This is a genomic window from Actinoalloteichus spitiensis RMV-1378 (assembly GCF_000239155.1).
Classification (GTDB): domain Bacteria; phylum Actinomycetota; class Actinomycetes; order Mycobacteriales; family Pseudonocardiaceae; genus Actinoalloteichus_B; species Actinoalloteichus_B spitiensis.
Map to the genome: position 1 here is coordinate 1 of NZ_AGVX02000213.1, position 20133 is coordinate 20133.

Consider the following 20133-nt stretch of genomic DNA (forward strand, 5'->3'; position numbering starts at 1 on the left):
AGGGCGCGCCGCCGTCGCCCGGGAACGGGGCGGCAGCTCGGGAACCGCCCGGTCGGCCACCCGCCCTCCGCTCCAGCCCCCGTTCGGGTCTCCGCCCCGGCCCGGCGCCCTCCGCCGACCTGCCCCCGCTGGCTCGCCCGATCCGCCCGGGACCGTGTCCGCACCGGCACCGGTCGAGAAGTCCCCGCTCCCGCCCGGGAGCCCGCGATCCGCCCCGGTGATCCCGCCCTGGGGCACTGACGCGGCCCCCACCACCGCCCTGCACGGAGGTCGGCGTCCAGTCGCGGTTCCGCCCACCCCTGGCCTGGCACGGTCGGAGTTGTCCGACGTGGGCTATCCCCGCGGGGCCGGTCGGGCCCTCGCCGTCCCGGCCGCGCCCGGCCACGAACGTCCCCCTGCGCCGCCCGTCGTGTCGGTGCCGGCTCCTACCCTCGCCGAGTGGCACCGAGGGTGCCGGTCGACGCCCCACCACCGCCCCGGGCCGAGGCGTCCGACCGGGGTGATGAGGACACCTCGGAGCTCACCGCGAGGCCCAGGTGCCGGTCGGGACGCGACCGACGAGGACGCGGACCACGTTTCCGGGAGGACGGCTTGGGCCACTACGCGCGGATCGGCGACGTGCTGACCTGGTACGACGAGCAGGGAGCGGGAGACCCGCTGCTGCTGCTCCACGCCGGGCTCGGCGACTCCCGGGACTTCGGTGGTCTGCTCGACGACCTCACCCCGCACTTCCGGGTCCTCCGCCCCGACCGGCGTGGTCACGGCCGCAGCCCCGACGTGCCCGGCCCGACGGGGTACGCGTCGATGGCCGAGGACACCACCCGGTTCCTGGAGGAGGTGGTGGGCGGTCCCGCGCACCTCCTCGGCCACGGGGACGGCGGCACGGTGGCGTTGCTGACGGCGATCCGGCGGCCGGACCTGGTGCGGCGCGCGGTGCTGGTCGGAGCGGTCTTCCACCACGAGGGGCTGGTGCCCGAACTCCGCGCGGCGCTCGCCCAGCACGGCGTGGGCCGGGTACCCGAGCCGCTCGCCCGGGCGCACGAGGAGGTCTCACCGCACGGCGCGGGGCACGCGCAGGACCTGTGGGAGCGCCTGATGACGATGATGGCGAGCGAACCGACGTTGCGCCGGGAGGACCTGGCCCGGGCTGACGTGCCGGTGCTGGTGATGAGCGGCGACCGCGACGTCGTCTCCCTGGAGCACTCGGTGGCGCTGTTCCGCGGACTGCCGACGGGGTCGTTGGCGATCCTGCCCGAGGCCACCCGCTCGCTGGTCACCGAGCACCCGGGGCTGTGCGGGCGGATCGCCCGCGACTTCCTCCTGGGTGCGACGACGACCGGGTGACGGGACCGCTGGTGGCCGGCCGGCGCGGGCCGCCGCGTGGCCGGCTCGAGTGCGGCCCGGTCGCTCCGACCGACCCGCACTCCCCACCACCGGTTGTCGGCCCGTGGCCCGGGGTGTCACAGGGCGGCGGAGACCGCCAAGGCGCCCAGCAGGACGGACAGGGCGAGCACCAGCCCCCGCGTCCGGCTGACGACATCGCTGAGCAGTCGTCCGACGAAACCGGACACGGCACCCAGCAGGGCGACGACCACACCGCCCAGCACGTCGGTCTCGACCGCGTCGAGGACGAACAGCAGGACGACCCCCACGACCGCGCCCAGTGCCGCGAACGCGAGGGACGCGGCCAGCGGACCCGTCCGCGCCGTGAGCACCCCCAACGGCCAGCCGAGCAGCAGGGCGGAGGGCAGCAGGACCGCCGCCAGGACGAGCGCGAACGCCGACCAGGCAGTCCAGAAGGCAGCCACGGCGGTCGCCGCCGACGCCTCGTGCGGTACCACGCCGACCAGCGTGGTGACCAGCAGCGAACTCAGCAGCACGGAGCACAGCAGTCCCGCGAACAACCGCGCGGGTCCGCCGGCGACCGGCGGCGGTTCGCCGGTGCGCGCCTCCGTCAACCGTCCCCCACCGTCATCGGTCATGGCTTCCCCCAGCGCGCCGTGTCGGTCGACCCCCGAACTGATGGTCCACCTCCGCGGCCGCACCGAACCAGCGCGGATCGATAACGGTTGCGCCCCACCTGGACGGCGACCAGCCGACCGCCTGGCGGGGGATCGCGGCCGGACGCGGCGGACGGCCGCCGTGTGGGCGAACGGGCTCGGGACACCGCTCCTTCTCCTGTCCATGCCGCTCAGCCAACCACCCGGAGATCACTACTCCAAGCGGTTGACCGGGCACGGTGAGTAGGCGGCGCCGGGGTCCGGGGCCGTGCGCCGGGGGTGGCCGGCGCGTGCTGGCTGGTCAGCGGGACGCCGGGGCCGGAGCGGGGTGGGCCGCACGCCGTTCGGACCACGACCACGGCCCTGCTACGCCCTCAGCGAACAACCCCGTGCGGTTCCCGACACGACGGCGGGTGCGCGCTGTCCGCCGAGGTCAGGAGGTCGGGTGCCGTCGGGTGGGAGCGGGCCGGGACGGGCACGGCACGAGGTCACGGGCCCACCGCCCGTCCGCCGGGCCGGCCACCGTGCTCAGGTGCCCGACACCCGCTCCATCCGGTCGGTGGCGAAGACCAGCCCGTGACCAGGGGCGGTGCTGGCCGCCACCGACGGCGGGCTGATCGTCACCCCGCTGGGCTCGGCCAGCGCGCCGAGCGCCCCGAAGGACGCCCGGTCGATGTCCTCGACCATGGAGACGAGGGGAACGCAGAGCGCGAGCTGCGCCGACAGTTCCGGCAGCAGGTGCGGGGCGGTGGGCACGCCGAAGGCCCTGGCCAGTTCCGCGATCCGCAGGAACGGGGTGATCCCGCCGACCCGGACCGCGTTGGGCTGGGCGAAGTCGACCGCTCCCGCGACGAGCGCGTCCCGGAACTGGTGGACCGTGCGCAGGTTCTCCCCCACCGCGATCCTGGCTCCCGTGTCGGCGCGCAGCCGGCCCAGTCCGGGCAGCTCGTCCGCCAGCAACGGCTCCTCGACCCAGTACGGGTCGAAACGGGACAGCGCCCGGATCGCCCGCACGGCCGTCGGGTGGTCCCAGCGCTGGTTGGCGTCGATCATCAGCAGGCCGCGCTCACCCAGCACCTCACGGACGGCGGCGACCCGGTCGAGGTCCCGGTCCAGGTCGGGCGATCCCACCTTGATCTTCACCGCGTGGTGGCCCGCCTCGACGAACCGGCGGACCTGGCCGACCAGGTCGTCCCGTTCGTAGTGGAGGTTCACCCCGCTGCCGTAGCAGGCGACGGTGTCCCTGCGCCGGCCGACCAGGTCCACCAGGGGCAGGCCGGCGCGGCGCGCGACCAGGTCCCAGGCGGCGATGTCGACGGCGGCCAGCGCCATCGTGGTGATCCCCCCGGAGCCGCCCTCGTGCAGGTGGTGCCAGAGCCGGTCCCACAACACCTCGGGGCGGGTCAGCTCCGCTCCGACGAGCGCGTCGCGGAGGTCGGTGCGCAGCAAGGCCTCGACGGCGGCGGGGCCGATCCTCGGTGTCCACGCGAAACCCGTACCGGTGGCCCCGTCCTCGGTGGTCAGGGTCGTCACCACGAGGTACTGGTGGTCGACTCCCGGCCCCCAGGGCCGATCGAGCGGAACCCGGTAGGTGTGGGTGTCCAGGTCGGTGACACGCATGGTCGGGGATCTCCTCCGGAACGTGGTCGGTCGGGGCGGGCCGCTGGTCAGGACCGGCCGGTCGAGGCCGTCCCGGCGATCTCCAGTCCGGTGTCGATCAGCGCGGACAGGGTTCGCAGGTCCTCCTCGGTGGGAGGGACCAACGGCGGGCGGACCGGGCCGACGTCGAGGCCCCGCAGCGCCTGGCCGGCCTTGACCAGGGCGACCGCGTAGCCGGGCGTGGTGTCCCGCAGCGCCGCGAGGGGCTGGTAGAAGCCGGTCAGCAGCCGGGACACCAGGTCCTCGTCCTCGCCCAGGGCGGCGTGGAACGCGGCGGACACCTCGGGGACGAAGGCGAACGCCGCCGAGGAGTACAGGTCGACGCCGATGCCCCGGTAGGCCCCGGCGGTCAGCTCAGCTGTCGGGAGGCCGTTGAAGAAGAGGAAGTCCTCGCCCACCGCGTCCCGCACGGCCAGCACGATCGCGTGCAGCCGGTCGAGGTCGCCGACGCCGTCCTTGATGCCCACCACGTTCGGCATGCGGGCCACCTCGACCGCCGAGTCGACGGTGAGCACCGCGTTGCCCCGCTGGTAGAACACGACGGGCAGTGGGCTGGCCTCGGCGACGGTCCGGACGTACTCGACCAGACCGCGCTGGGGGGCGTTGACCAGGTAGGGCGGCAGGAGCAGGATCGCCTGGGCTCCCGCGTCGGCCGCGCCGCGCACCTGCTCCAGCGCGGTGGGCAGCGGTCCGCCGGCTCCGGCGAACACCGGGATGTCCCCCGGGGTGACCTCCGCCGCCGTCGCCACCACGGTCGCCTGCTCGGCGACCGACAGGGCGTGCACCTCGCCGGTGCCGCAGGCGGCGAACACCGCGCCCGGCCGGTGGGCGAGGCTGCGCCGCAGGTGTTCCGCCAGGACCTCCGTGTCCACGGCGCCCCGCGCGTCGAAGGGGGTGACCGGGAAGAACAGAACCCTGTCGAGCTTCACGACTCTCTCCTGTGCTCGCTCTGTGGTGCGGATCGGATCGGATCGGTGGCCGGGGTGCCGGCCGCGGGTCAACGCAGTTCGGTCCGCCAGCTCCTGGCGGCGGTCCAGCCCAGCAGTTCGGCCGCCTTCGCCACGCCGAACGCCGGGGTGTCCCCCGTCAGCGGGGCTGCCACCTCCCCGGGGACGCTGGTGTGCGCGGGGAGCAGCTCGGCCAGCGGCTCCCTGGCGAGCGCGTCGCGGGCGCCCACGAAGAAGGTCTGGCCGGGGGGCAGGTCGTGCGCCCGTTCGAGCAGGACCGCGGTGAACTCCCCGGCGTCCCGGGCGTCGACGTAGTTGAACAGCGACACCGCGCCGAGTTCCGGGCGGTCCAACCGGTCGTGGATGCGGTGACCGGTCTGGGTGGGCGCCCCCTCCCACTCCTCCGGCGAGACGACGAAGCAGGGCCGGAAGCAGTGGAAGGCGGCGCGATCCGGCCACCGGCGGGCGAAGGACCGGGTGATCTCCTCCGCGACGACCTTGGACAGCGCGTAGGAGTTCCACGGCCGCACCGGGGTGTCCTCGTCCAGCGGGAGGCGGTCCGGCTGCCACCCGGCCGGGTTGCCGTAGCCGAGGACGGTGGGGCTGCTCGCCGTGAGCACGGTGCGCACCCCCAGGTCGGTGGCGGCCTGGCACACGTTGAAGGCGAGCTGGGTGTTGGTGCGGAAGGTGTCGGGGTCGGTGGCGACGAACGGCACCGGGATGGCCGCCAGGTGCACCACGGCGTCCGGCCGGTACCGGCCGAGGGTGGCGTAGCACTCCCCCGTGTCGGTCAGGTCCGCCGTGAACGTCTCCACTCCTTCCGGTTGGTCGGAGGCGCGGACCAGGTCGACGCACACCGGCTCGTGGCCCGCGTCCGCCATCGCCCGCACCACGCTGCGGCCCAGCCGGCCGCTGCCGCCCGTCACCAGAACCCGCATCCTCGCGCACCTCTCCGTTCGCCGTTGCCCAGGTGTAGTGCCGCCGTTCCGCCGGCGGCCGGCGTCGTCCTACCGACCGTCAGATCGTGATCTCGGTGAGTGGCACCCGGCGGCCCTCGGTGGAGGACAGCAGACCAGCTTCGGCGAGCTGCACGCCCCGGGCTCCCGAGAGGAAGTCGTGCGGGAACGGGGCGTCCTCGACGACGTGCCGGATGAACTGCTCCCACTGCACCTTGAAGCCGTTGTCGAGCTCGGCGTTGTCCGGCACGGTCTGCCACTGCTCCCGGAAGGGCTCCGGCACGGCGATGTCCGGGTTCCACACCGGCTTCGGGGTGATGGCGCGGTGCTGGACGCGGCACTCCCGGAGCCCGGCGACGGCGCTGCCCTCGGTGCCGTCGACCTGGAACTCCACCAGTTCGTCCCGGTTGACCCGCACGCACCAGGAGGAGTTGATCTGGGCGATGACCCCGCCGGCGAGTTCGAAGATGCCGTAGGCGGCGTCGTCGGCGGTGGCCTCGTACGCCTTGCCCTGCTCGTCCCAGCGGCGGTCGATGTGGGTGACGGCCTTCGCGGTCACCGCCTCGACGGAGCCGAACAGCGCCTCCAGCACGTAGTGCCAGTGCGGGAACATGTCGACGATGATCCCGCCGCCGTCCTCGGCGCGGTAGTTCCAGCTGGGCCGCTGGGCGGGCTGCCAGTCACCCTCGTACACCCAGTAGCCGAACTCGCCCCTGACCGACAGGATGCGGCCGAAGAAGCCACCGTCGATCAGCCGCTTCAGCTTGAGCAGGCCCGGCAGGAACAGCTTGTCCTGCACGACTCCCGTCTTCACCCCGGCGTCCCTGGCCACCCTGGCCAGCTCGACGGCGCCCTCCAGGGAGGTGGCGGTCGGCTTCTCGGCGTAGATGTGCTTGCCGGCCTTGACGGCCCGCAGCACGGCGGACTCCCGGGCGCTGGTGACCTGGGAGTCGAAGTAGATCGACACCGACTCGTCGGCGAGCACCTCGTCGAGGTCGGTCGTCCACCGGTCCAGGGAGTGCCGGTCCGCGAGTTCGCGCAGCTTCCGCTCGTTGCGGCCGACGAGGACCGGCTCGGGGAGGACGCGGGTCCCGTCGGACAGCAGCACCCCGCCCTCCTCCCGGATGGCCAGGATCGACCGCAGCAGGTGCTGGCGGTAGCCCATGCGGCCGGTGACCCCGTTCATCGCGATTGTCAGCACGTGACTGTCCATGAGTTCCATACCTCTCACACAGGGAAAGCGCTTTCCACCGTAACCGTAGCGCCGCCTCGCCGCCAAGGCCCTCCGTTCATCCCCGACAACCGCACCCTTGACCAGAGCCCGCCGTTCGAGTGTCCTGTTCCGGTCATGTGATTGACACCACGAACAACGCTACCTAGTTTTCGGTAAACGTTTTCCACTGCGCCGTGGGGCTCGGTGGGAACGCCGCTACGTCCCAGGAGGCCAGCTGGCCTCAACGTCCCAGGAGGCCAGGAGATGGGTGTGCAAGGAAGCTCCCCATGGCGCAGAGGGGTCACGGCGTTGTCGGCGCTCGCGGTCCTCGGCGCCGTCGGAGCCTGCGGTGGCACGAACGACGGCGGCGACGGCGACGTCACGATCCGCTTCACGTGGTGGGGCAGTGACGACAGGGCACGGCTCACCGAGGAGGCGGTGGCGCTCTTCCAGGAGCGCAACCCGGGGATCAACGTCGTGACCTCGTACTCCGCCTTCGACGGCTACTTCGAGAAACTCGCGACGGAGACCGCGGGCGGCAACCCGCCCGACGTCATCCAGATGGATTACGCGTACCTGCGGGAGTACGCGGACCGCGGGGTGCTGGCCGACCTCAACCAGTTCAGCGAGGACCAGCTCGGCACCGAGGAGATCACCCCCCTGCTGGCCACGTCCGGCGAGATCGACGGTGCCCTGTACGCGCTGCCGATGGGGCAGAACACCCACACCTTCGCCTACGACGTCGAACGCTGGACCGAAACCGGCGTTGGCCTGCCGGAACCGGGCTGGAGCTGGGAGGACTGGTTCGACGCCTCCCTCGAACTCGCCGAGGCCACCGACGGCGAGAGCGTCGGGCTCACCGACTTCGGCTGGTCCTGGGAGACCTTCCAGGTGTGGCTGCGGCAGCAGGACAAGGACCTCTACACCGAGGACGCCGAGCTGGCCTTCGAGCGCGCCGACGTCGTGGAGTACATGGAGCTGCTGGAGCGCTTCCGCTCCGAGGGCGCCTCCACCGAGGGCTCGGTGACCGCCCAGATCGACGGCGCCGTGGAGAACTCCCCGGTCTCGCGTGGTCTGGCCTTCGCCGACTTCAGCTGGGACAGCACCGTGCCCAGCTTCTTCTCCGTGCTCGGGCGCCCGGTCGCGCTCGCCCCCATGCCGAGGATCGGCGAGCGGGTCGGCCAGTTCGCCAAGCCGGCGATGCTCGTCAGCATCGCCGAGCGCAGCGATCACAAGGAGGCCGCCGCCGCTCTCGTCGATTTCCTCCTCAACGACGAGGACGCCGGCAAGATCCAGGGCACGACCCGGGGCATGCCGGTGAACGAGTCGGTCCGCGAGGCGGTGGGCGCCGAGTTGGAGGGTGCCGACGAGGTCGTCTACGAGTACGAGGAGCTGCTCGCTGACGAGCTGGAGGAGACCCCGCCGCCGCCCCCGCCCGGCAACAGCACGCTGAAGCGGGAGTGGGAACGGCTGAACCAGGTGGTCGCGTTCGGGCAGATCAGCATTGACGAGGCCGCGGACCAGTTCCTCAACCGAGCACAACAGGAGCTCTGACGCGAGTCAGTTGGCGGGGGTGTCCGGTGGGCCGGGCACCCCCTGGGATAGGTGAACACATGGTCGCTCAACAAGTCGAAGCAGTGACGTCGCCCCCGCCGCAGGAGAGCAAGCGGGACCAGGCGCGTCGCAAGAGGAACGCGAAAGGGCAGACTGGCGTCGCCTACCTGTTCCTCTCGCCCTGGATGATCGGGGCGCTGCTGCTCACCGTGGGGCCGATGGTGGCCTCGCTGTACCTCTCCTTCACGAACTACAACCTGTTCACCGCTCCGGAATGGGTCGGTCTGGACAACTACGTCCGGTTGTTCACCGAGGATGACAGGTTCCTCAGCTCGGTGTCGGTGACGCTGCGCTACGTCCTGCTGTCCGCGCCGCTGAAGCTGGCCGCGGCCCTCGCCGTCGCCATGCTGCTCAACCGGCCGCGCAAGGGCCAGGGCTTCTACCGCTCCGCCTTCTACGCGCCCTCCCTGCTGGGAGCCAGCGTCGCGATCGCCCTCGTCTGGCGGGCGCTGTTCACCGACAGCGGGACGGTCGACACCCTGCTCCAGAAGGTGGGCATCAACACCGGCGGCTGGATCAACCAGCCCCAGTACGCGACCATCGTGATCGTCATCCTGGCCGTGTGGCAGTTCGGCGCGCCCATGGTCATCTTCCTCGCGGGCCTCAAGCAGATCCCGCAGGACCTCTACGACGCGGCCGCCGTGGACGGCGCGAGCAAGTGGAAGACCTTCACCTCGGTGACGCTCCCCATGCTCACGCCGGTGGTGTTCTTCAACCTGGTCATGGAGATCATCAACTCGTTCCAGGCCTTCACCGGTGCCTTCGTCGTCAGCAACGGGCAGGGTGGCCCGGCCGACTCCACCCTCTTCTACACCCTGTACCTGTACCAGCGTGGCTTCTCCGACTTCCAGATGGGATACGCCTCCGCCATGGCGTGGCTCCTGCTGCTGGTGATCGCTCTGGTGACCGGCCTGCTCTTCTGGAGCTCAGGCCGGTGGGTGTTCTACAGCGGAGAGGACAAGTGATGAGCACCGCGACCGTGACACCTCCGAAGCAGGCCGCCACGCACACCAAGGCGAAGTCCGGCCGTTGGCGGCCCGCCGTCTGGCACGTCATCGTCACCGCGATCGTGCTGCTCCTGCTCTACCCCATCATCTGGCTGGTGGCGGCGTCGTTCAAGCCGGCCGACGAGGTCGTGACGAGCCTGAGCATCCTGCCGGACAACCCCACCCTGGAGAACTACACGGCGGCCTTCGACGGGATCGCCGGCGTCAGCTTCTGGTCCTTCCTGGGGAACTCGCTGTTCGTCGCCATCGGCTCGGTGGTCGGCAACGTCGTGTCCTGCGTGCTGGCCGCCTACGCCTTCGCCCGGCTGCGGTTCCGGATGCGCGGCCTGATGTTCGCGTTCATGATCGGCACGATCATGCTGCCGTACCACGTGGTGCTGATCCCGCAGTACATCATCTTCCAGCAGATGGGGATGGTGGACAGCTTCTGGCCGCTGATCCTGCCCAAGTTCCTCGCCACGGAGGCGTTCTTCGTCTTCCTCATCATCCAGTTCATGCGGGGCCTGCCCCGGGAACTGGACGAGGCGGCGCGGATCGACGGCTGCGGACCGATCCGCATCTTCTTCCACATCATCCTGCCGCTGGTGCGCCCCGCCCTGATCACCACGGCGATCTTCACCTTCATCTGGACCTGGAACGACTTCTTCAGCCAGCTCATCTACCTGAGCACGCCGAGCAACTACACGCTCCCGCTGGCGCTGCGGCTGTTCATCGACCAGACCAGCGTCTCCGCCTACGGGCCGATGTTCGCCATGTCGGTGCTCACCCTGATCCCGATCGGGCTGTTCTTCCTGGCGTTCCAGCGGTTCCTGGTGCAGGGTGTGTCCACCACCGGACTCAAGGGCTGAGAGGTGATGGCGGTGTCCTCCAGGACCCGGGCGCCGGAGAACCGGACGACCGTGGTGGGAGAGCGGTTCGCGTTGTTCGCGGACTGCCTCTACCTCGGCCTGCTGGTGCTGGTCTCCTCCCTTCCGCTGGTCACCGCGTACGCGGCGATCACCGCGGGGTGCGGGCTGCTGCGCCAGCGGGTCCGCGAGGACACCTCCTTCACCGTCGGGACCTTCTTCTCCCGGCTGCTGGCGGTGATCCGCCACCAGTGGCTGGTCCTGGTCGCCCCCCTCGGGCTGGCCCTGCTGCTCGGCGTCAACGCCGTCGCGGTGGCCTCCGGCGCCCCGGGGGCCGACCTGGTGGAGCCGGTGCTGTGGCTGATCGGCGCGGCCCTGCTCGTCGTCGGGCTGCGGGCGGCGGTGCTGTGGACGCCGGACACCGGCTGGCGGGAGACCGTGGAGGACGCGGGCACCGCGACCGTCCGCGACCCGGTCGGCAGCCTGCTGCTGCTCGGCGCGGCCTTCGCGTGCTACGTGATCGCCGGTCAGACGCTCATGCTCGTCCCGCTGGTGTGCGGGTTGTTGGTCTTCGCCGCCGTGGCGGTGACCGGAAGGGAACACGGGTGACCACCCCGACTCGCGTACTCCAGGTGGGCGCGCACGGCTACGGCCGGGTCCACCTCGACAACATCGCCGCGCTCACCGAGCGCGGACTGGTCCGACTGGTGGGGCTGTGCGATCCGGTGCCGCCGGCGCCCGAGACGCTCGCCGCCTTCGACGGGGTCGCGGTGTCCTCGGAGCTGGACGCGCTGCTCACCGAGCACCGTCCGGACATCACGATCGTGGCCACCCCGATCCACACCCACCTGCCCCTCGCCGTCACCGCGCTGCGCGCCGGCTCGCACGTGCTGCTGGAGAAACCGCCCACACCGACGTTGGCGGACTTCGAGACCCTCCTCAAGGTCTCCGAGGAAACCGACCGGCGGTGCCAGATCGGCTTCCAGAGCCTGGGTTCGTCGGCGCTCGCCGAGGCCGTCGACCTGGTCGACTCCGGGACGATCGGGACGCTGCTCGGCATCGGCGCGGCCGGCACCTGGATCCGGGACACCGCCTACTACCAGCGGGCGCCCTGGGCCGGCCGGATGGTGCTCGACGGGCGCCCGGTCACCGACGGCGCCCTCACCAACGCCTTCGCCCACGCCGTGGCCTCCGCGCTGCGCCTCGGCGGCGCCGAGCGCGCTGGCGACGTACGGCGGGTGGAACTGGAACGCTTCCACGCCCACCCCATCGAGGGTGACGACACCGCGTGCGTCCGGCTGACCCGAGCCGACGGCCTGCCGATCGTCGTCGCCGTGACCGTGTGCGCGGAGCGCACCCGCGACCCCTACCTGGTCCTGCACGGCGAGTCCGGGCGGATCACCGTCTGGTACACCCGTGACCAGCTGCTGGTCGAAACGGGGAGCGCCTTCCCCGGTACCCGGCCCGTCACCGACGACGCCCAGTCGCGGGCGCGGGCACTCCCCCGCACCAACCTGCTGGCCAACCTCGTCGACCACCTCGCGGACCCGTCGGTCCCGCTGCTCTCCCCCGCGGAGGGCAGCCACACCTTCATGCGGGCGATGGAGGAGATCCGGCTCGACGGACCGGCCCGGGCGGTCGACCCCCGGTACTACCGGGAGGAGGGCGCGGGCGAGCGGTGGCGCCCGATCATTGACGGGGTGGACGCGGTGGTGGCCAGGTCGGCGGCCGAGCTGCGGCTCTTCTCCGAGCTCGGCGCGCCCTGGGCGGTCGGGACTCCCCGGGACACCGCGCTTCCCGCCCTGCGGGACGTTCCCGCGCCGAGCTAGGTGCCTCGCGGGCCCGGTGAGCGGGCGCCCGCTCAGCGGTCGTCCTCGGCCGCCGCCCGTCCTCCGTGCGAGCTGGGCCGGGACGACCCCGTTCCCGGGCCCAGCGCCTCCGTCCACGGGTCCCCGCCGGACCGTTCGGCCAGCCTGGCGAGGACCCGGCGCTCCTCCTGCTCCTCGCGGGCGTCCGGGGCGGTGACGACGAGGATCAACGCCACCACCGTGACGACGCTCAGTCCGAGCAGCAGCGGCTCCCCGAGGTCGGACGAGACGCCGCCGGGCAGCGGCCCGGTGGCCTCGGTGAGCTCCGCGCTGGTGCCGGCGATCAGCAGGTAGTGCATCCCGCAGACCGCGGCCGCCTGGCAGAGCGCGGCGATCGTGACGAACATCCGTCCCTGCTGCGCCACCGACGTCCACAGCGCGATGACGGACCCGGAGACCGCGACCACCACCGCCGCGCCGAGCATGGCGCGGTCGACGGTGAGGACCGCGTGCAGGTGGAGCGCCGCCATCGAGCCGTAGTGCGTCCCCGCGACGCCCAGGCCCACGACCGTCCCGGCCAGGGTCGCGCGGACACCGAGCAGGGTCCGGCCGCCGCCGGCCAGGAGTGCCAGGCCCAGTCCGCTCGCGACGACCGCGACCCCGACGCTGAGCAGCATCAGCGGCCCGTCGTACCGGATGGGCGTCCCCGCGACCGCGAAACCCAGCATCGCCACGAAGTGGGTGGCCCACGCCCCGGTACCGCCCAGGGCGAGCGCTCCCAACACCACCCATCTGACCCGGGCGAGCACCGTTGGTCCGCGCCGCGCCCGTTTGAGCGACAACACGCCGAGCAGGCAACCGACGAAACACATGCCGACGGCGAGCAGCGGGAAAAGGGGGCCCTCGGAGAACGGGTCAATCTCGGCCACGGAAGAACCTTCCTTCACGCTTCGACACCTGCGCGCCCGAAAGAAGGATTACCGAACAGTCGACGGCGGAACACGGAAACCGGGGAAATTCCGGCGTTCCGGGGAGGAATCAACCCTGTCGGCGGTACGGCCCCGGTGATCCCGACGGCGCCCGGCGTCCCGGACGCCGTCGGGGGAGACGTGCTCGGGTGAGTGCGTCAGCCGATCTTGCCGGCGCCGGCGCGGGCCGGGACCAGACCCGGAACCGCCGAGGCCGGGTGGATCCGCTCGTGCCACCGGGGCACCCAGCCCACGTCGGCGGTGAGGCCGGAGCCGTGCGCGAGGTTGTGCTCGGCGCGCAGGTCGACGCGGCGACGTCCGTCCTGGTCCTCCACCACGTCACCTCGGGTGCGGATGGTGGTACCACCCCACTCGTAGATGATGTCGCCGGCGGTGAAGCTCTCACCCAGCCGGAAGTAGTTGTTGTCCGTCACCACCCTCGATTCGACCCCGGCGCCGATGTGGTAACCGAGGCCGTCGAACGACTCGTAGTAGTTGTTGTAGACGTGCACCTGCCCGAACCGGACCCGGGGCGACCGCTCCAGGGTCTCGGAGAAGACGTTGTGGTGCAGGGTGATCCGCAGCTTCCCCCGGTCCTCGACGCGGCTGTTCGAGTTGCCGATGAGCATGGTCTTGTCGTGGTCCCGGAAGACGTTCCAGGACACGGTCACCAGGTCGGTCTCCCGCACCATGTCGAGCAGGCCGTCGTGCCACTGGTAGGGCCGGCCGAAGTACCACGGCTGCGAGCTGTCCGGGTAGCGGCCGTCGTGGAAGGTGTTGTGGTCGATCCAGACGTGCGTGGCCCCGTGCAGCTCGACGGCGTCGTACTCCGAGTTCCACTCCCCGGCCTCGTTGTCGGTCGGGTCCCACGCCGGGAAGCAGTCGACCGGTGCCTCGAAGGTGATGTTGCGGATGATCACGTTGTCCGCCCCGCGCACCGAAAGGTTGAGACCCCGGATCTCGGCGTCGTCGCCCAGGCCGACGATCGTGGTGTTGGAGCCGACCCGCACCTGGACGTGGTCCCGCTGGTTCTGCATGGACCGGTACCGGGCGTCCTCCAGCGGACCGTGCGGTTCCTCCTCGTAGCCCCAGTGCGCCGGGTCGTAGGCCGCCAGGTACTCGTCGAGGGAGTAGTCGGGGTCGGCGAAGTCGGCACAGCTCAGCGGCGTCCCGTCGTCCGCCTCGTGCCCCTCGATGACCCCGTCGACGTAGATGATCTTCGGCGTGGACCCGCCGCCGTCGAGGGCGGCCACCAGCTCCGCGCGGTTGCCCACCCGGTGCACGGCGTCGGCCTCGGCGGCGGCGCCACCGGTGGTCCCCCCCTCGGCAGCGGCCCAGCCGTCACGCTCACCCAGTACCTGCCGGCCGAGGTCGAGCCCCCCGGCTGCTGTGGTGTCGGCGACCGCGACGGGGGCGGCCAACGCGGCCGTGGCGATGACCGCGCCCGTCAGAACAATGGATCTTCGCACCCTGCGCTCCTTTGCGACCTCGGCTGCGGACCGTCTCCAGCCGTGCCGGACGGACACTCGGCACGGTTTCGGGACTCCTGCGGAGAACGCGAGTGCCCCGGGTCCTGACAATCGAAGGTAGTGCGCGGAACCGGGAAGTCAACGATGTGCGGCAAGATTGGGAAAACGCTTACTCAATGCGATGGAACTACCCCGCGAGAAAATCCCCACTTCCACCGAACAGCGGTACCGCAATGCGGGAAAACCCTTTCCGGCACGCCCGGAGAAGACGTCCGAGGTGGGCCCGTCGGCACCGGCCAGCTCGGGTGCGCCGGCACCGCTCAGCGCAACCACCCCAGGAGGGTCGCCGCGTCCCGGGAGAAGGCGGCCGGCGAGTCATCGCGCACGAACTCCAACAGCACGTGCCGTCGGGGACCGCCCGCCAACCGGTCCAGCACGGGAACCCAGTGGTCCGCCCGCTCGGCCAACGGGAGCCGGTCGTGGAAGCCCCCCGGCCCCCAGGAGAACACGTGTGCGCCGTCGATCCGGTCCGACAGCGCCTCGATCTCCCGCACCGAGTCCGCCGGGTCCGGCTCCGCGCCCGGCTGCCAGTAGGAGCGGACCGCACCCGGGTCGAGCGCGTCGAACAACCGCCGCGCGGACCCGGGCTCGTCCGTGAGGGTCCCGGGGTGGTACTCCACCACCACCCGCATCCCCCGGGCGGCCGCCAGCTCACCGCACCGCCGGAGGTCGTCGACCACGGCCGCGCGCCGCCCGGCGTCCACCTCGGACGAGCCCGCCACCCCGGCCCACACCCGGACCGCGGGAGCTCCCAGCTCCTCCGCCGTCGCCACGACCCGGGCGAACTCGCCCGGATCCGTGTCGCCAGCCCGGTAGTAGGAGCCGTACGCCTCGACCTCCAGCCCGGCGTCCGCGCACCGCTCGCGGGCATCGGCCGCCCGGTCGAACGCGCCGACGGGGACGTGGACGTCGCCACCCCAGTGCAGCGCGGACAAACCGCTGCTGGCCGCGAGATCGACGATCTCGGCCACGCCGAGCGACCGGAAGGTGACCGACACCAGACCTGGTACGAGCACGAGCGACTCCCTGCATCCGGCCCCGCCCCGGGCGGAGGCACGGGCGACGGGACGACGACCAACCGTCCGGAGCACCCTAGCGAGCCATCCGCGCGTCCCGGGCGCCCAAGCCGGCCGAAACGGGCCCGCGCACCGGTCAGGGGGTGCGCTTCACCCCACCAGCACCGGAAGGCATGTCCCATATATTCGACGCTGTCCGGCTTCCCGGCCGGCGGGGGCACCAGGCCCCGAACCGACCTTCCGAAGGGAGCGGCGCCCGGATGAGCGCAGCCGACGCGACGGACACCGCCGGGGGCACCGGCGGAGCCGACCCAGCACCAGCCGTGACCGGACCGGCCGTGCGAACCGGCGCCGTGCTCGTCGCCGTCACCGTCGTCCTGGGCATCGCCCTGGACCAGCTCACCAAGTGGTGGGCACTCGACGCCCTCGGTGACGGCACCGTCATCCCGCTGCTCCCCACCACCAGCTTCCGGTTGGTCTTCAACCCGGGAGTGGCCTTCGGCATGGGCAGTGAGATCGGCCCCGCGCTGACGGTCGTGCTGATCGGCGTGGTGCTGTTCCTCATCGGCTGGCTGGTCACGCACGTGCGCAGGCGGGAGGGCCTGGCCAACCAGCTCCTGTTGGCCGTCGTGGTCGCCGGTGCCTGCGGCAACCTCGCCGACCGGCTGTTCCGCGCCGAGGACGGCCCGCTCACCGGTCACGTCGTCGACTTCATCGCCGTGGACTGGTTCGCGGTCTTCAACGTCGCGGACATCTTCACCACCTGCGGTGTGCTGGCCTTCGCGGTCCTCGTCTTCTGGCAGGAGGGCCGGCGGCCCACCGACGGGGAAGCCGAGGGGGATGACACGACCGGGACCGGGACCGCGGCCCAGGACGACGCGGGCGGCACCCCGGCCGCCGCCACCCCCGCTCCCGGTGAGGAGCGGCCCACCCCGGGAGGTCCAGCGAGCACGGGCTGACGCCCCGGGTGGGGGCCAGTACCCGGCCGCGCCCGGCGGGACGTGCCAGCGGGGCGGACGTGCTCAGGGCAGCGGGACGGTGTGCGTCCTCCCGTCCGGCCACGCGACGGCGACCTGGGTGCCCTGCTCGACCACCGCGACCCGGGGAAGCCCGCCGCCGTCCTCGGGCACCGGCCCGGACTCGCCCACCAGCCCGACCACCACCCAGTACCACCGCCCTGGCCGCACCGGGGACGCGGTGGCGGCGGGCACCGCGTGCCGGGCGCCGAGCGCCGACCGGCCCGCCCCGGTGATCGCCTCCACCGACCACTCCACGTCGGCGGGGCCCTGCCCGGCCACCAGGCTGCGGAGCCCGCCGGCCCGCACCTCCACGCCGCCGGCGGCGGGCCGCTCGATCGGCGCGGCATCCCCCGCGACCGGCCACCCGGTGATCCGCAGCCGGAGCGCACCGTCAGAGGGCGACCCACCGCCGGGCCGGTCCTCGCGTACCGCGTCAACCCGGGCCAACCGCACCTCCCACGGTCCGCGCACCACCGACCCGACGGTCAGCCACGGCCCCGCGAGCAGGTCCCCGTCCTGCCCGTCGCCGTCGGGCGGCCAGTGGGCCCGGTGGCGGGAGAACGCCGACAGCGCGCCCCCGGCCCGGACCCCCAGCGACTGGACGGGGGGCCGGTGCGAGGGCCTCCCCTCGGCGTCGAGCAGCACGACGGCCGAGTCCACGGGCTCGGCGACCAGCCCTCGGCCCGGCCGCAGCCCGGTGTCGGGGTCCTGCACGGTGGCGGTCGCCGTGGAGAACCCGTAGGCGGTGTAGACGGGGAGGTCGACCCCGGGTTCGTCGGTAGCGGCGCGGTCCGTGCCGTGGTTGACCACGCGGACGATCCCGTCGGCGCTGGTCCCGGACACCAGCCAGCCGGGGGCCGGCAGCGCGCGGGCCACGTCCCCCCGCTCGACGGCCAGTGGTTCCTCCACGGCGGTCCACACCGGATGGTCCTCGGGAAGCAGCAGGCCGGCCATCCCCTTGCTCGCCCAGTACGGCGAGCCGGGGCCCGAGTACCACTGGGCGAGCGGCGGGAACGGTCCGTGCCATCCCGTCGTGAGCAGGTCGTCGGCGTCGAGGGCTCCCCGGTCGAGGAAGTACCGGACGGTGCCGCTGGCCCACCGCCGCAGCTGACCGGCCGGCAGCGGGGAGCAGTCGAACAACGCCGCCGTCCACACCGGGGCGAGCGTCGCCCAGCGGTAGGTCAACGACCGGCCTTGGAAGAGCGGCGCCCCGTCCCCGCCCACGAGGGTGGCGTAGTCGCCGAGGAAGGAGCGGAGGCGGTCCTGGTAACGCGCCCGCAGCTCCGCCACGCCCGGCGTGGCGTCTCCCGACATCCGGCAGTACCAGAGCGGGTAGAAGTGGAAGGCCCAGGCGCAGTAGTGGTCGAAGGACCGGCGTCCACCGTCGGTGTACCAGCCGCCGCCCCGGTGCCAGGACTCGGTCATGGCGCAGTTGCGCTCGATGTCCTCCCGCGACCACGGGCCCCCCACCGAACGGAGGAAGGCCTCCACGATGGTCTGGAACCAGACCCAGTTGCTGTCGACCGGGGGCTCTCCCACGAAGGGGGCGAACCAGGCCACCACCCGGTCCCTGACCCGCTGGTCGAGCCGATCCCACAGCCACGGGCGGGTCTCGTGCAGCGCGATCGCCACCGACGCGGCCTCCACCCTCGCCTGCCGCACCTCGTGCAGCCCCGGCCACCGGTCGGGGTGGTCGGGATCGGTGCCGTTGGCCAGCCCGCGCGCGTACCAGCCGAGCAGGTCGTGGGGATCGTTCCCGCCCGCCCCGGCGACCCGGAAGGCCGCCGACAGGAACGTCCGGGCGAACCCCTCCAAGCCGTCGCTCCACTCCCCGGAGCGGGACGCCGCCCCGGGCAACCGGACGAGCGCGGACGAGGCGGCCGCGTGCGGCCGCACCGCGAGCAGCAGCCGGTCCGCCAGCCCCTCCCAGTGCGCGCGGGTCCATCCCGTGCGAGGCGAGAGCGTGCGGTCCTCCCCGGTCAGTGACACGTCGACAGCCCCTTCCGATGCGGTTCGGGCCACGGTAACGACGAAACACCGCGTCCCGCCCCCACCGGCGGTGACCGCATCCGGTCAAGGCCCAGGACGCAATTGACGGAAAACGTTTCCATACTAGTTTTCCAGGCACGGGTCCGGCGACGCGGCCGCACCCGAACCGAGGAGAACCGCGATGCGCGCTGACGTACCCCTGCGGGGTGGAACCCGAACCACGACCACGACGGCCCTGCTCGCGAGCCTGGCGGTCACCGGGACCCTGGGCCTGGCCGCCTGCGGGTCGACCGCCGGCGACCCGGGTACGGCGACCATCCACTTCACCTGGTACGGCAACGACGACCGCGCGAACGCGACCATGGAGGCGGTCGAACTCTTCGAGAGCCGGCACGAGGGCATCACCGTGGAGACCTCGTTCTCCGGGTTCGACTCCTACTTCGAGAAGATGTCGACGCAGATCGCCGGCGGCAGCGCACCGGACGTCCTCCAGATGGACGCCGGCTACCTGCGCGAGTACGCGGAACGTGGCGCCCTCGCCGACCTGGACGACTTCACCGGCGACGTGCTCGACATCGCCGACGTCGATCCGGCCGCCCTGCGGTCCGGGGAGACCGGGGAGGGGCGCTTCGCGGTCCCACTGGGCCGCAGCACCCAGACCGTCGCCTACAACTCGCGGGTGTGGGCCGAGGCCGGGCTCGAACCACCCGAGCTGGGCTGGACCTGGGACGACCTGCGGGAGGCGGCCCGCACCATCAGCGCACACACCGACGGCGAAGTCCACGGTCTGACCGATCCCGGCTGGGCCATCGACTGGTTCCAGTTCTGGCTCCTCCAGGACGGCAAGGTCCTCTACACCGACGACGGTGAAATCGGTTTCACCGAGGAGGACCTCGTCGACTACTGGACCTACACCCAGGAGATGCGGGACGAGGGCTCGGCGACACCCGTGGAGGTCACCACCCAGATCACCGGGAGCCTCGACACGTCCCCGCTGGCGGCCGGCACCGCCGGCGCCGAACTGAGCTACCTCGGGAGCTCCGCCGGGTTCTTCCCCGTCCTCGGAGAGGAGATGGCGTTGGCGCCCTGGCCGAGCCGGAACGGCGAGTACGGGGCCTACGCCTCCACCTCGATCCAGATCAGCGTCAGCGCCGGCACCGACCACCCGCGTGAGTCCGCGATGCTGGTGGACTTCCTCATGAACGACGTCGACGCCGGCCGCATCCTGGGCACGACCCGGGGCACCCCGCCGAACGCCGAGGTCCGCGCGGCCGTCGCGGAGGACCTCACCGGCGTCGAGAAGCTGCTCTTCGAGTTCGAGGAGAACGTGTCCGACGCCCTCGGTGAGGCCCCGCCCCCGCCGCCCCGGGGCGCCGGTTCGCTGAAGCGCAACTTCAGCCGCATCTACGACTCGGTCAACTTCGGCAGCCTCTCCGTCGAGGAGGGCGCGGCCCAGCTGATGGCCGAGGCCCGCCAGCTGATCACCTGACACGTCCACGGCCGGGCCGCTCCGACAGGCCCGGGGGCCAGCACACCCCCACCCGGTCCCCCCACCCCCCACCT

Annotated in this window: 17 protein-coding genes; 8 read left to right on the forward strand and 9 right to left on the reverse strand. The window is 72.2% G+C overall.

Features of this window, described 5'->3' with window-relative positions; genetic code table 11:
* Positions 1 to 438: 438 nt before the first annotated feature.
* A complete protein-coding gene (locus ACTIDRAF_RS0210785; protein WP_083886231.1) occupies positions 439 to 1344 on the forward strand; it encodes an alpha/beta fold hydrolase in 906 nt (301 codons plus the stop codon).
* A gap of 116 nt (positions 1345 to 1460) precedes the next feature.
* On the opposite strand, the gene ACTIDRAF_RS0210790 is transcribed toward ACTIDRAF_RS0210785, so the two are convergent.
* The 5 genes from ACTIDRAF_RS0210790 to ACTIDRAF_RS0210810 all read right to left on the reverse strand — a co-directional run bounded on the left by ACTIDRAF_RS0210790 (position 1461) and on the right by ACTIDRAF_RS0210810 (position 6784).
* Positions 1461 to 1982 (reverse strand): hypothetical protein, encoded by a 522-nt coding sequence (locus ACTIDRAF_RS0210790; RefSeq protein ID WP_157162971.1) that lies wholly within the window; start codon positions 1980 to 1982, stop codon positions 1461 to 1463.
* 546 nt (positions 1983 to 2528) lie between these two features.
* A complete protein-coding gene (locus ACTIDRAF_RS0210795; RefSeq protein ID WP_016698752.1) occupies positions 2529 to 3620 on the reverse strand; it encodes a mandelate racemase/muconate lactonizing enzyme family protein in 1092 nt (363 codons plus the stop codon).
* A 47-nt stretch (positions 3621 to 3667) separates the two neighbouring features.
* Positions 3668 to 4588, reverse strand: coding sequence for a 5-dehydro-4-deoxyglucarate dehydratase (locus ACTIDRAF_RS0210800; protein ID WP_016698753.1), 921 nt, complete (start codon positions 4586 to 4588; stop codon positions 3668 to 3670).
* A 68-nt stretch (positions 4589 to 4656) separates the two neighbouring features.
* Complete coding sequence (locus ACTIDRAF_RS0210805) at positions 4657 to 5544, reverse strand: NAD-dependent epimerase/dehydratase family protein (RefSeq protein ID WP_016698754.1); 888 nt, start codon at positions 5542 to 5544, stop codon at positions 4657 to 4659.
* A gap of 79 nt (positions 5545 to 5623) precedes the next feature.
* On the reverse strand, positions 5624 to 6784 hold the full coding sequence (locus tag ACTIDRAF_RS0210810) for a Gfo/Idh/MocA family protein (RefSeq protein WP_016698755.1): 1161 nt from the start codon (positions 6782 to 6784) through the stop codon (positions 5624 to 5626).
* Between the two features lie 255 nt (positions 6785 to 7039).
* On the opposite strand from ACTIDRAF_RS0210810, the gene ACTIDRAF_RS0210815 reads away from it, so the two are divergent.
* From ACTIDRAF_RS0210815 to ACTIDRAF_RS0210835, 5 genes are read left to right on the forward strand one after another with little or no spacing between them, the layout of a single operon-like run.
* The gene (locus tag ACTIDRAF_RS0210815) at positions 7040 to 8329 is read left to right on the forward strand and encodes an ABC transporter substrate-binding protein (RefSeq protein ID WP_083886232.1); all 1290 of its coding nucleotides are present in this window, start codon (positions 7040 to 7042) and stop codon (positions 8327 to 8329) included.
* Positions 8330 to 8388: 59 nt separating this feature from the next.
* Positions 8389 to 9354: a carbohydrate ABC transporter permease gene (locus ACTIDRAF_RS0210820; RefSeq protein WP_052168776.1), complete on the forward strand. Its 966-nt coding sequence runs from the start codon at positions 8389 to 8391 to the stop codon at positions 9352 to 9354.
* Positions 9354 to 10244 (forward strand): carbohydrate ABC transporter permease, encoded by an 891-nt coding sequence (locus ACTIDRAF_RS0210825; RefSeq protein ID WP_016698758.1) that lies wholly within the window; start codon positions 9354 to 9356, stop codon positions 10242 to 10244. The genes ACTIDRAF_RS0210820 and ACTIDRAF_RS0210825 overlap by 1 nt, the downstream gene beginning before the upstream one ends.
* Positions 10245 to 10256: 12 nt before the next feature.
* Positions 10257 to 10850 (forward strand): hypothetical protein, encoded by a 594-nt coding sequence (locus tag ACTIDRAF_RS28270; protein ID WP_157162972.1) that lies wholly within the window; start codon positions 10257 to 10259, stop codon positions 10848 to 10850.
* Positions 10847 to 12070 carry a Gfo/Idh/MocA family protein gene (locus tag ACTIDRAF_RS0210835; RefSeq protein WP_016698760.1) on the forward strand — a complete coding sequence of 408 codons (1224 nt, stop codon included), beginning with the start codon at positions 10847 to 10849 and terminating at the stop codon, positions 12068 to 12070. Before ACTIDRAF_RS28270 ends, ACTIDRAF_RS0210835 begins: the two co-directional genes overlap by 4 nt.
* Before the next feature lie 32 nt (positions 12071 to 12102).
* Here ACTIDRAF_RS0210835 and ACTIDRAF_RS31930 read toward each other — a convergent pair whose 3' ends face one another.
* The 3 genes from ACTIDRAF_RS31930 to ACTIDRAF_RS0210850 form a co-directional block, all read right to left on the reverse strand.
* Positions 12103 to 12978, reverse strand: coding sequence for an MHYT domain-containing protein (locus tag ACTIDRAF_RS31930; protein WP_016698761.1), 876 nt, complete (start codon positions 12976 to 12978; stop codon positions 12103 to 12105).
* A 197-nt stretch (positions 12979 to 13175) separates the two neighbouring features.
* A complete protein-coding gene (locus ACTIDRAF_RS0210845; protein ID WP_016698762.1) occupies positions 13176 to 14486 on the reverse strand; it encodes a pectate lyase family protein in 1311 nt (436 codons plus the stop codon).
* A gap of 320 nt (positions 14487 to 14806) precedes the next feature.
* Positions 14807 to 15562 carry a sugar phosphate isomerase/epimerase family protein gene (locus ACTIDRAF_RS0210850; RefSeq protein WP_016698763.1) on the reverse strand — a complete coding sequence of 252 codons (756 nt, stop codon included), beginning with the start codon at positions 15560 to 15562 and terminating at the stop codon, positions 14807 to 14809.
* A gap of 260 nt (positions 15563 to 15822) precedes the next feature.
* On the opposite strand from ACTIDRAF_RS0210850, the gene lspA reads away from it, so the two are divergent.
* The gene (gene lspA, locus ACTIDRAF_RS28280; RefSeq protein ID WP_016698764.1) at positions 15823 to 16521 is read left to right on the forward strand and encodes a signal peptidase II; all 699 of its coding nucleotides are present in this window, start codon (positions 15823 to 15825) and stop codon (positions 16519 to 16521) included.
* Between the two features lie 63 nt (positions 16522 to 16584).
* Here lspA and ACTIDRAF_RS0210860 read toward each other — a convergent pair whose 3' ends face one another.
* Positions 16585 to 18570, reverse strand: coding sequence for a DUF2264 domain-containing protein (locus ACTIDRAF_RS0210860; RefSeq protein WP_016698765.1), 1986 nt, complete (start codon positions 18568 to 18570; stop codon positions 16585 to 16587).
* Positions 18571 to 18751: 181 nt separating this feature from the next.
* Here ACTIDRAF_RS0210860 and ACTIDRAF_RS0210865 point away from each other — a divergent pair, with 181 nt between their 5' ends.
* Positions 18752 to 20059 carry an ABC transporter substrate-binding protein gene (locus ACTIDRAF_RS0210865; protein WP_016698766.1) on the forward strand — a complete coding sequence of 436 codons (1308 nt, stop codon included), beginning with the start codon at positions 18752 to 18754 and terminating at the stop codon, positions 20057 to 20059.
* Positions 20060 to 20133: the final 74 nt, after the last annotated feature.

Coding starts and splice junctions, on each gene's coding strand:
- ACTIDRAF_RS0210790 (WP_157162971.1), bottom strand. CDS start 1,982: ATGACCGATGACGGTGGGGGACGGTTGACGGAGGCGCGCACCGGCGAA.
- ACTIDRAF_RS0210795 (WP_016698752.1), bottom strand. CDS start 3,620: ATGCGTGTCACCGACCTGGACACCCACACCTACCGGGTTCCGCTCGAT.
- ACTIDRAF_RS0210805 (WP_016698754.1), bottom strand. CDS start 5,544: ATGCGGGTTCTGGTGACGGGCGGCAGCGGCCGGCTGGGCCGCAGCGTG.
- ACTIDRAF_RS0210810 (WP_016698755.1), bottom strand. CDS start 6,784: ATGGAACTCATGGACAGTCACGTGCTGACAATCGCGATGAACGGGGTC.
- ACTIDRAF_RS0210815 (WP_083886232.1), top strand. CDS start 7,040: ATGGGTGTGCAAGGAAGCTCCCCATGGCGCAGAGGGGTCACGGCGTTG.
- ACTIDRAF_RS0210820 (WP_052168776.1), top strand. CDS start 8,389: ATGGTCGCTCAACAAGTCGAAGCAGTGACGTCGCCCCCGCCGCAGGAG.
- ACTIDRAF_RS0210825 (WP_016698758.1), top strand. CDS start 9,354: ATGAGCACCGCGACCGTGACACCTCCGAAGCAGGCCGCCACGCACACC.
- lspA (WP_016698764.1), top strand. CDS start 15,823: ATGAGCGCAGCCGACGCGACGGACACCGCCGGGGGCACCGGCGGAGCC.
- ACTIDRAF_RS0210865 (WP_016698766.1), top strand. CDS start 18,752: ATGCGCGCTGACGTACCCCTGCGGGGTGGAACCCGAACCACGACCACG.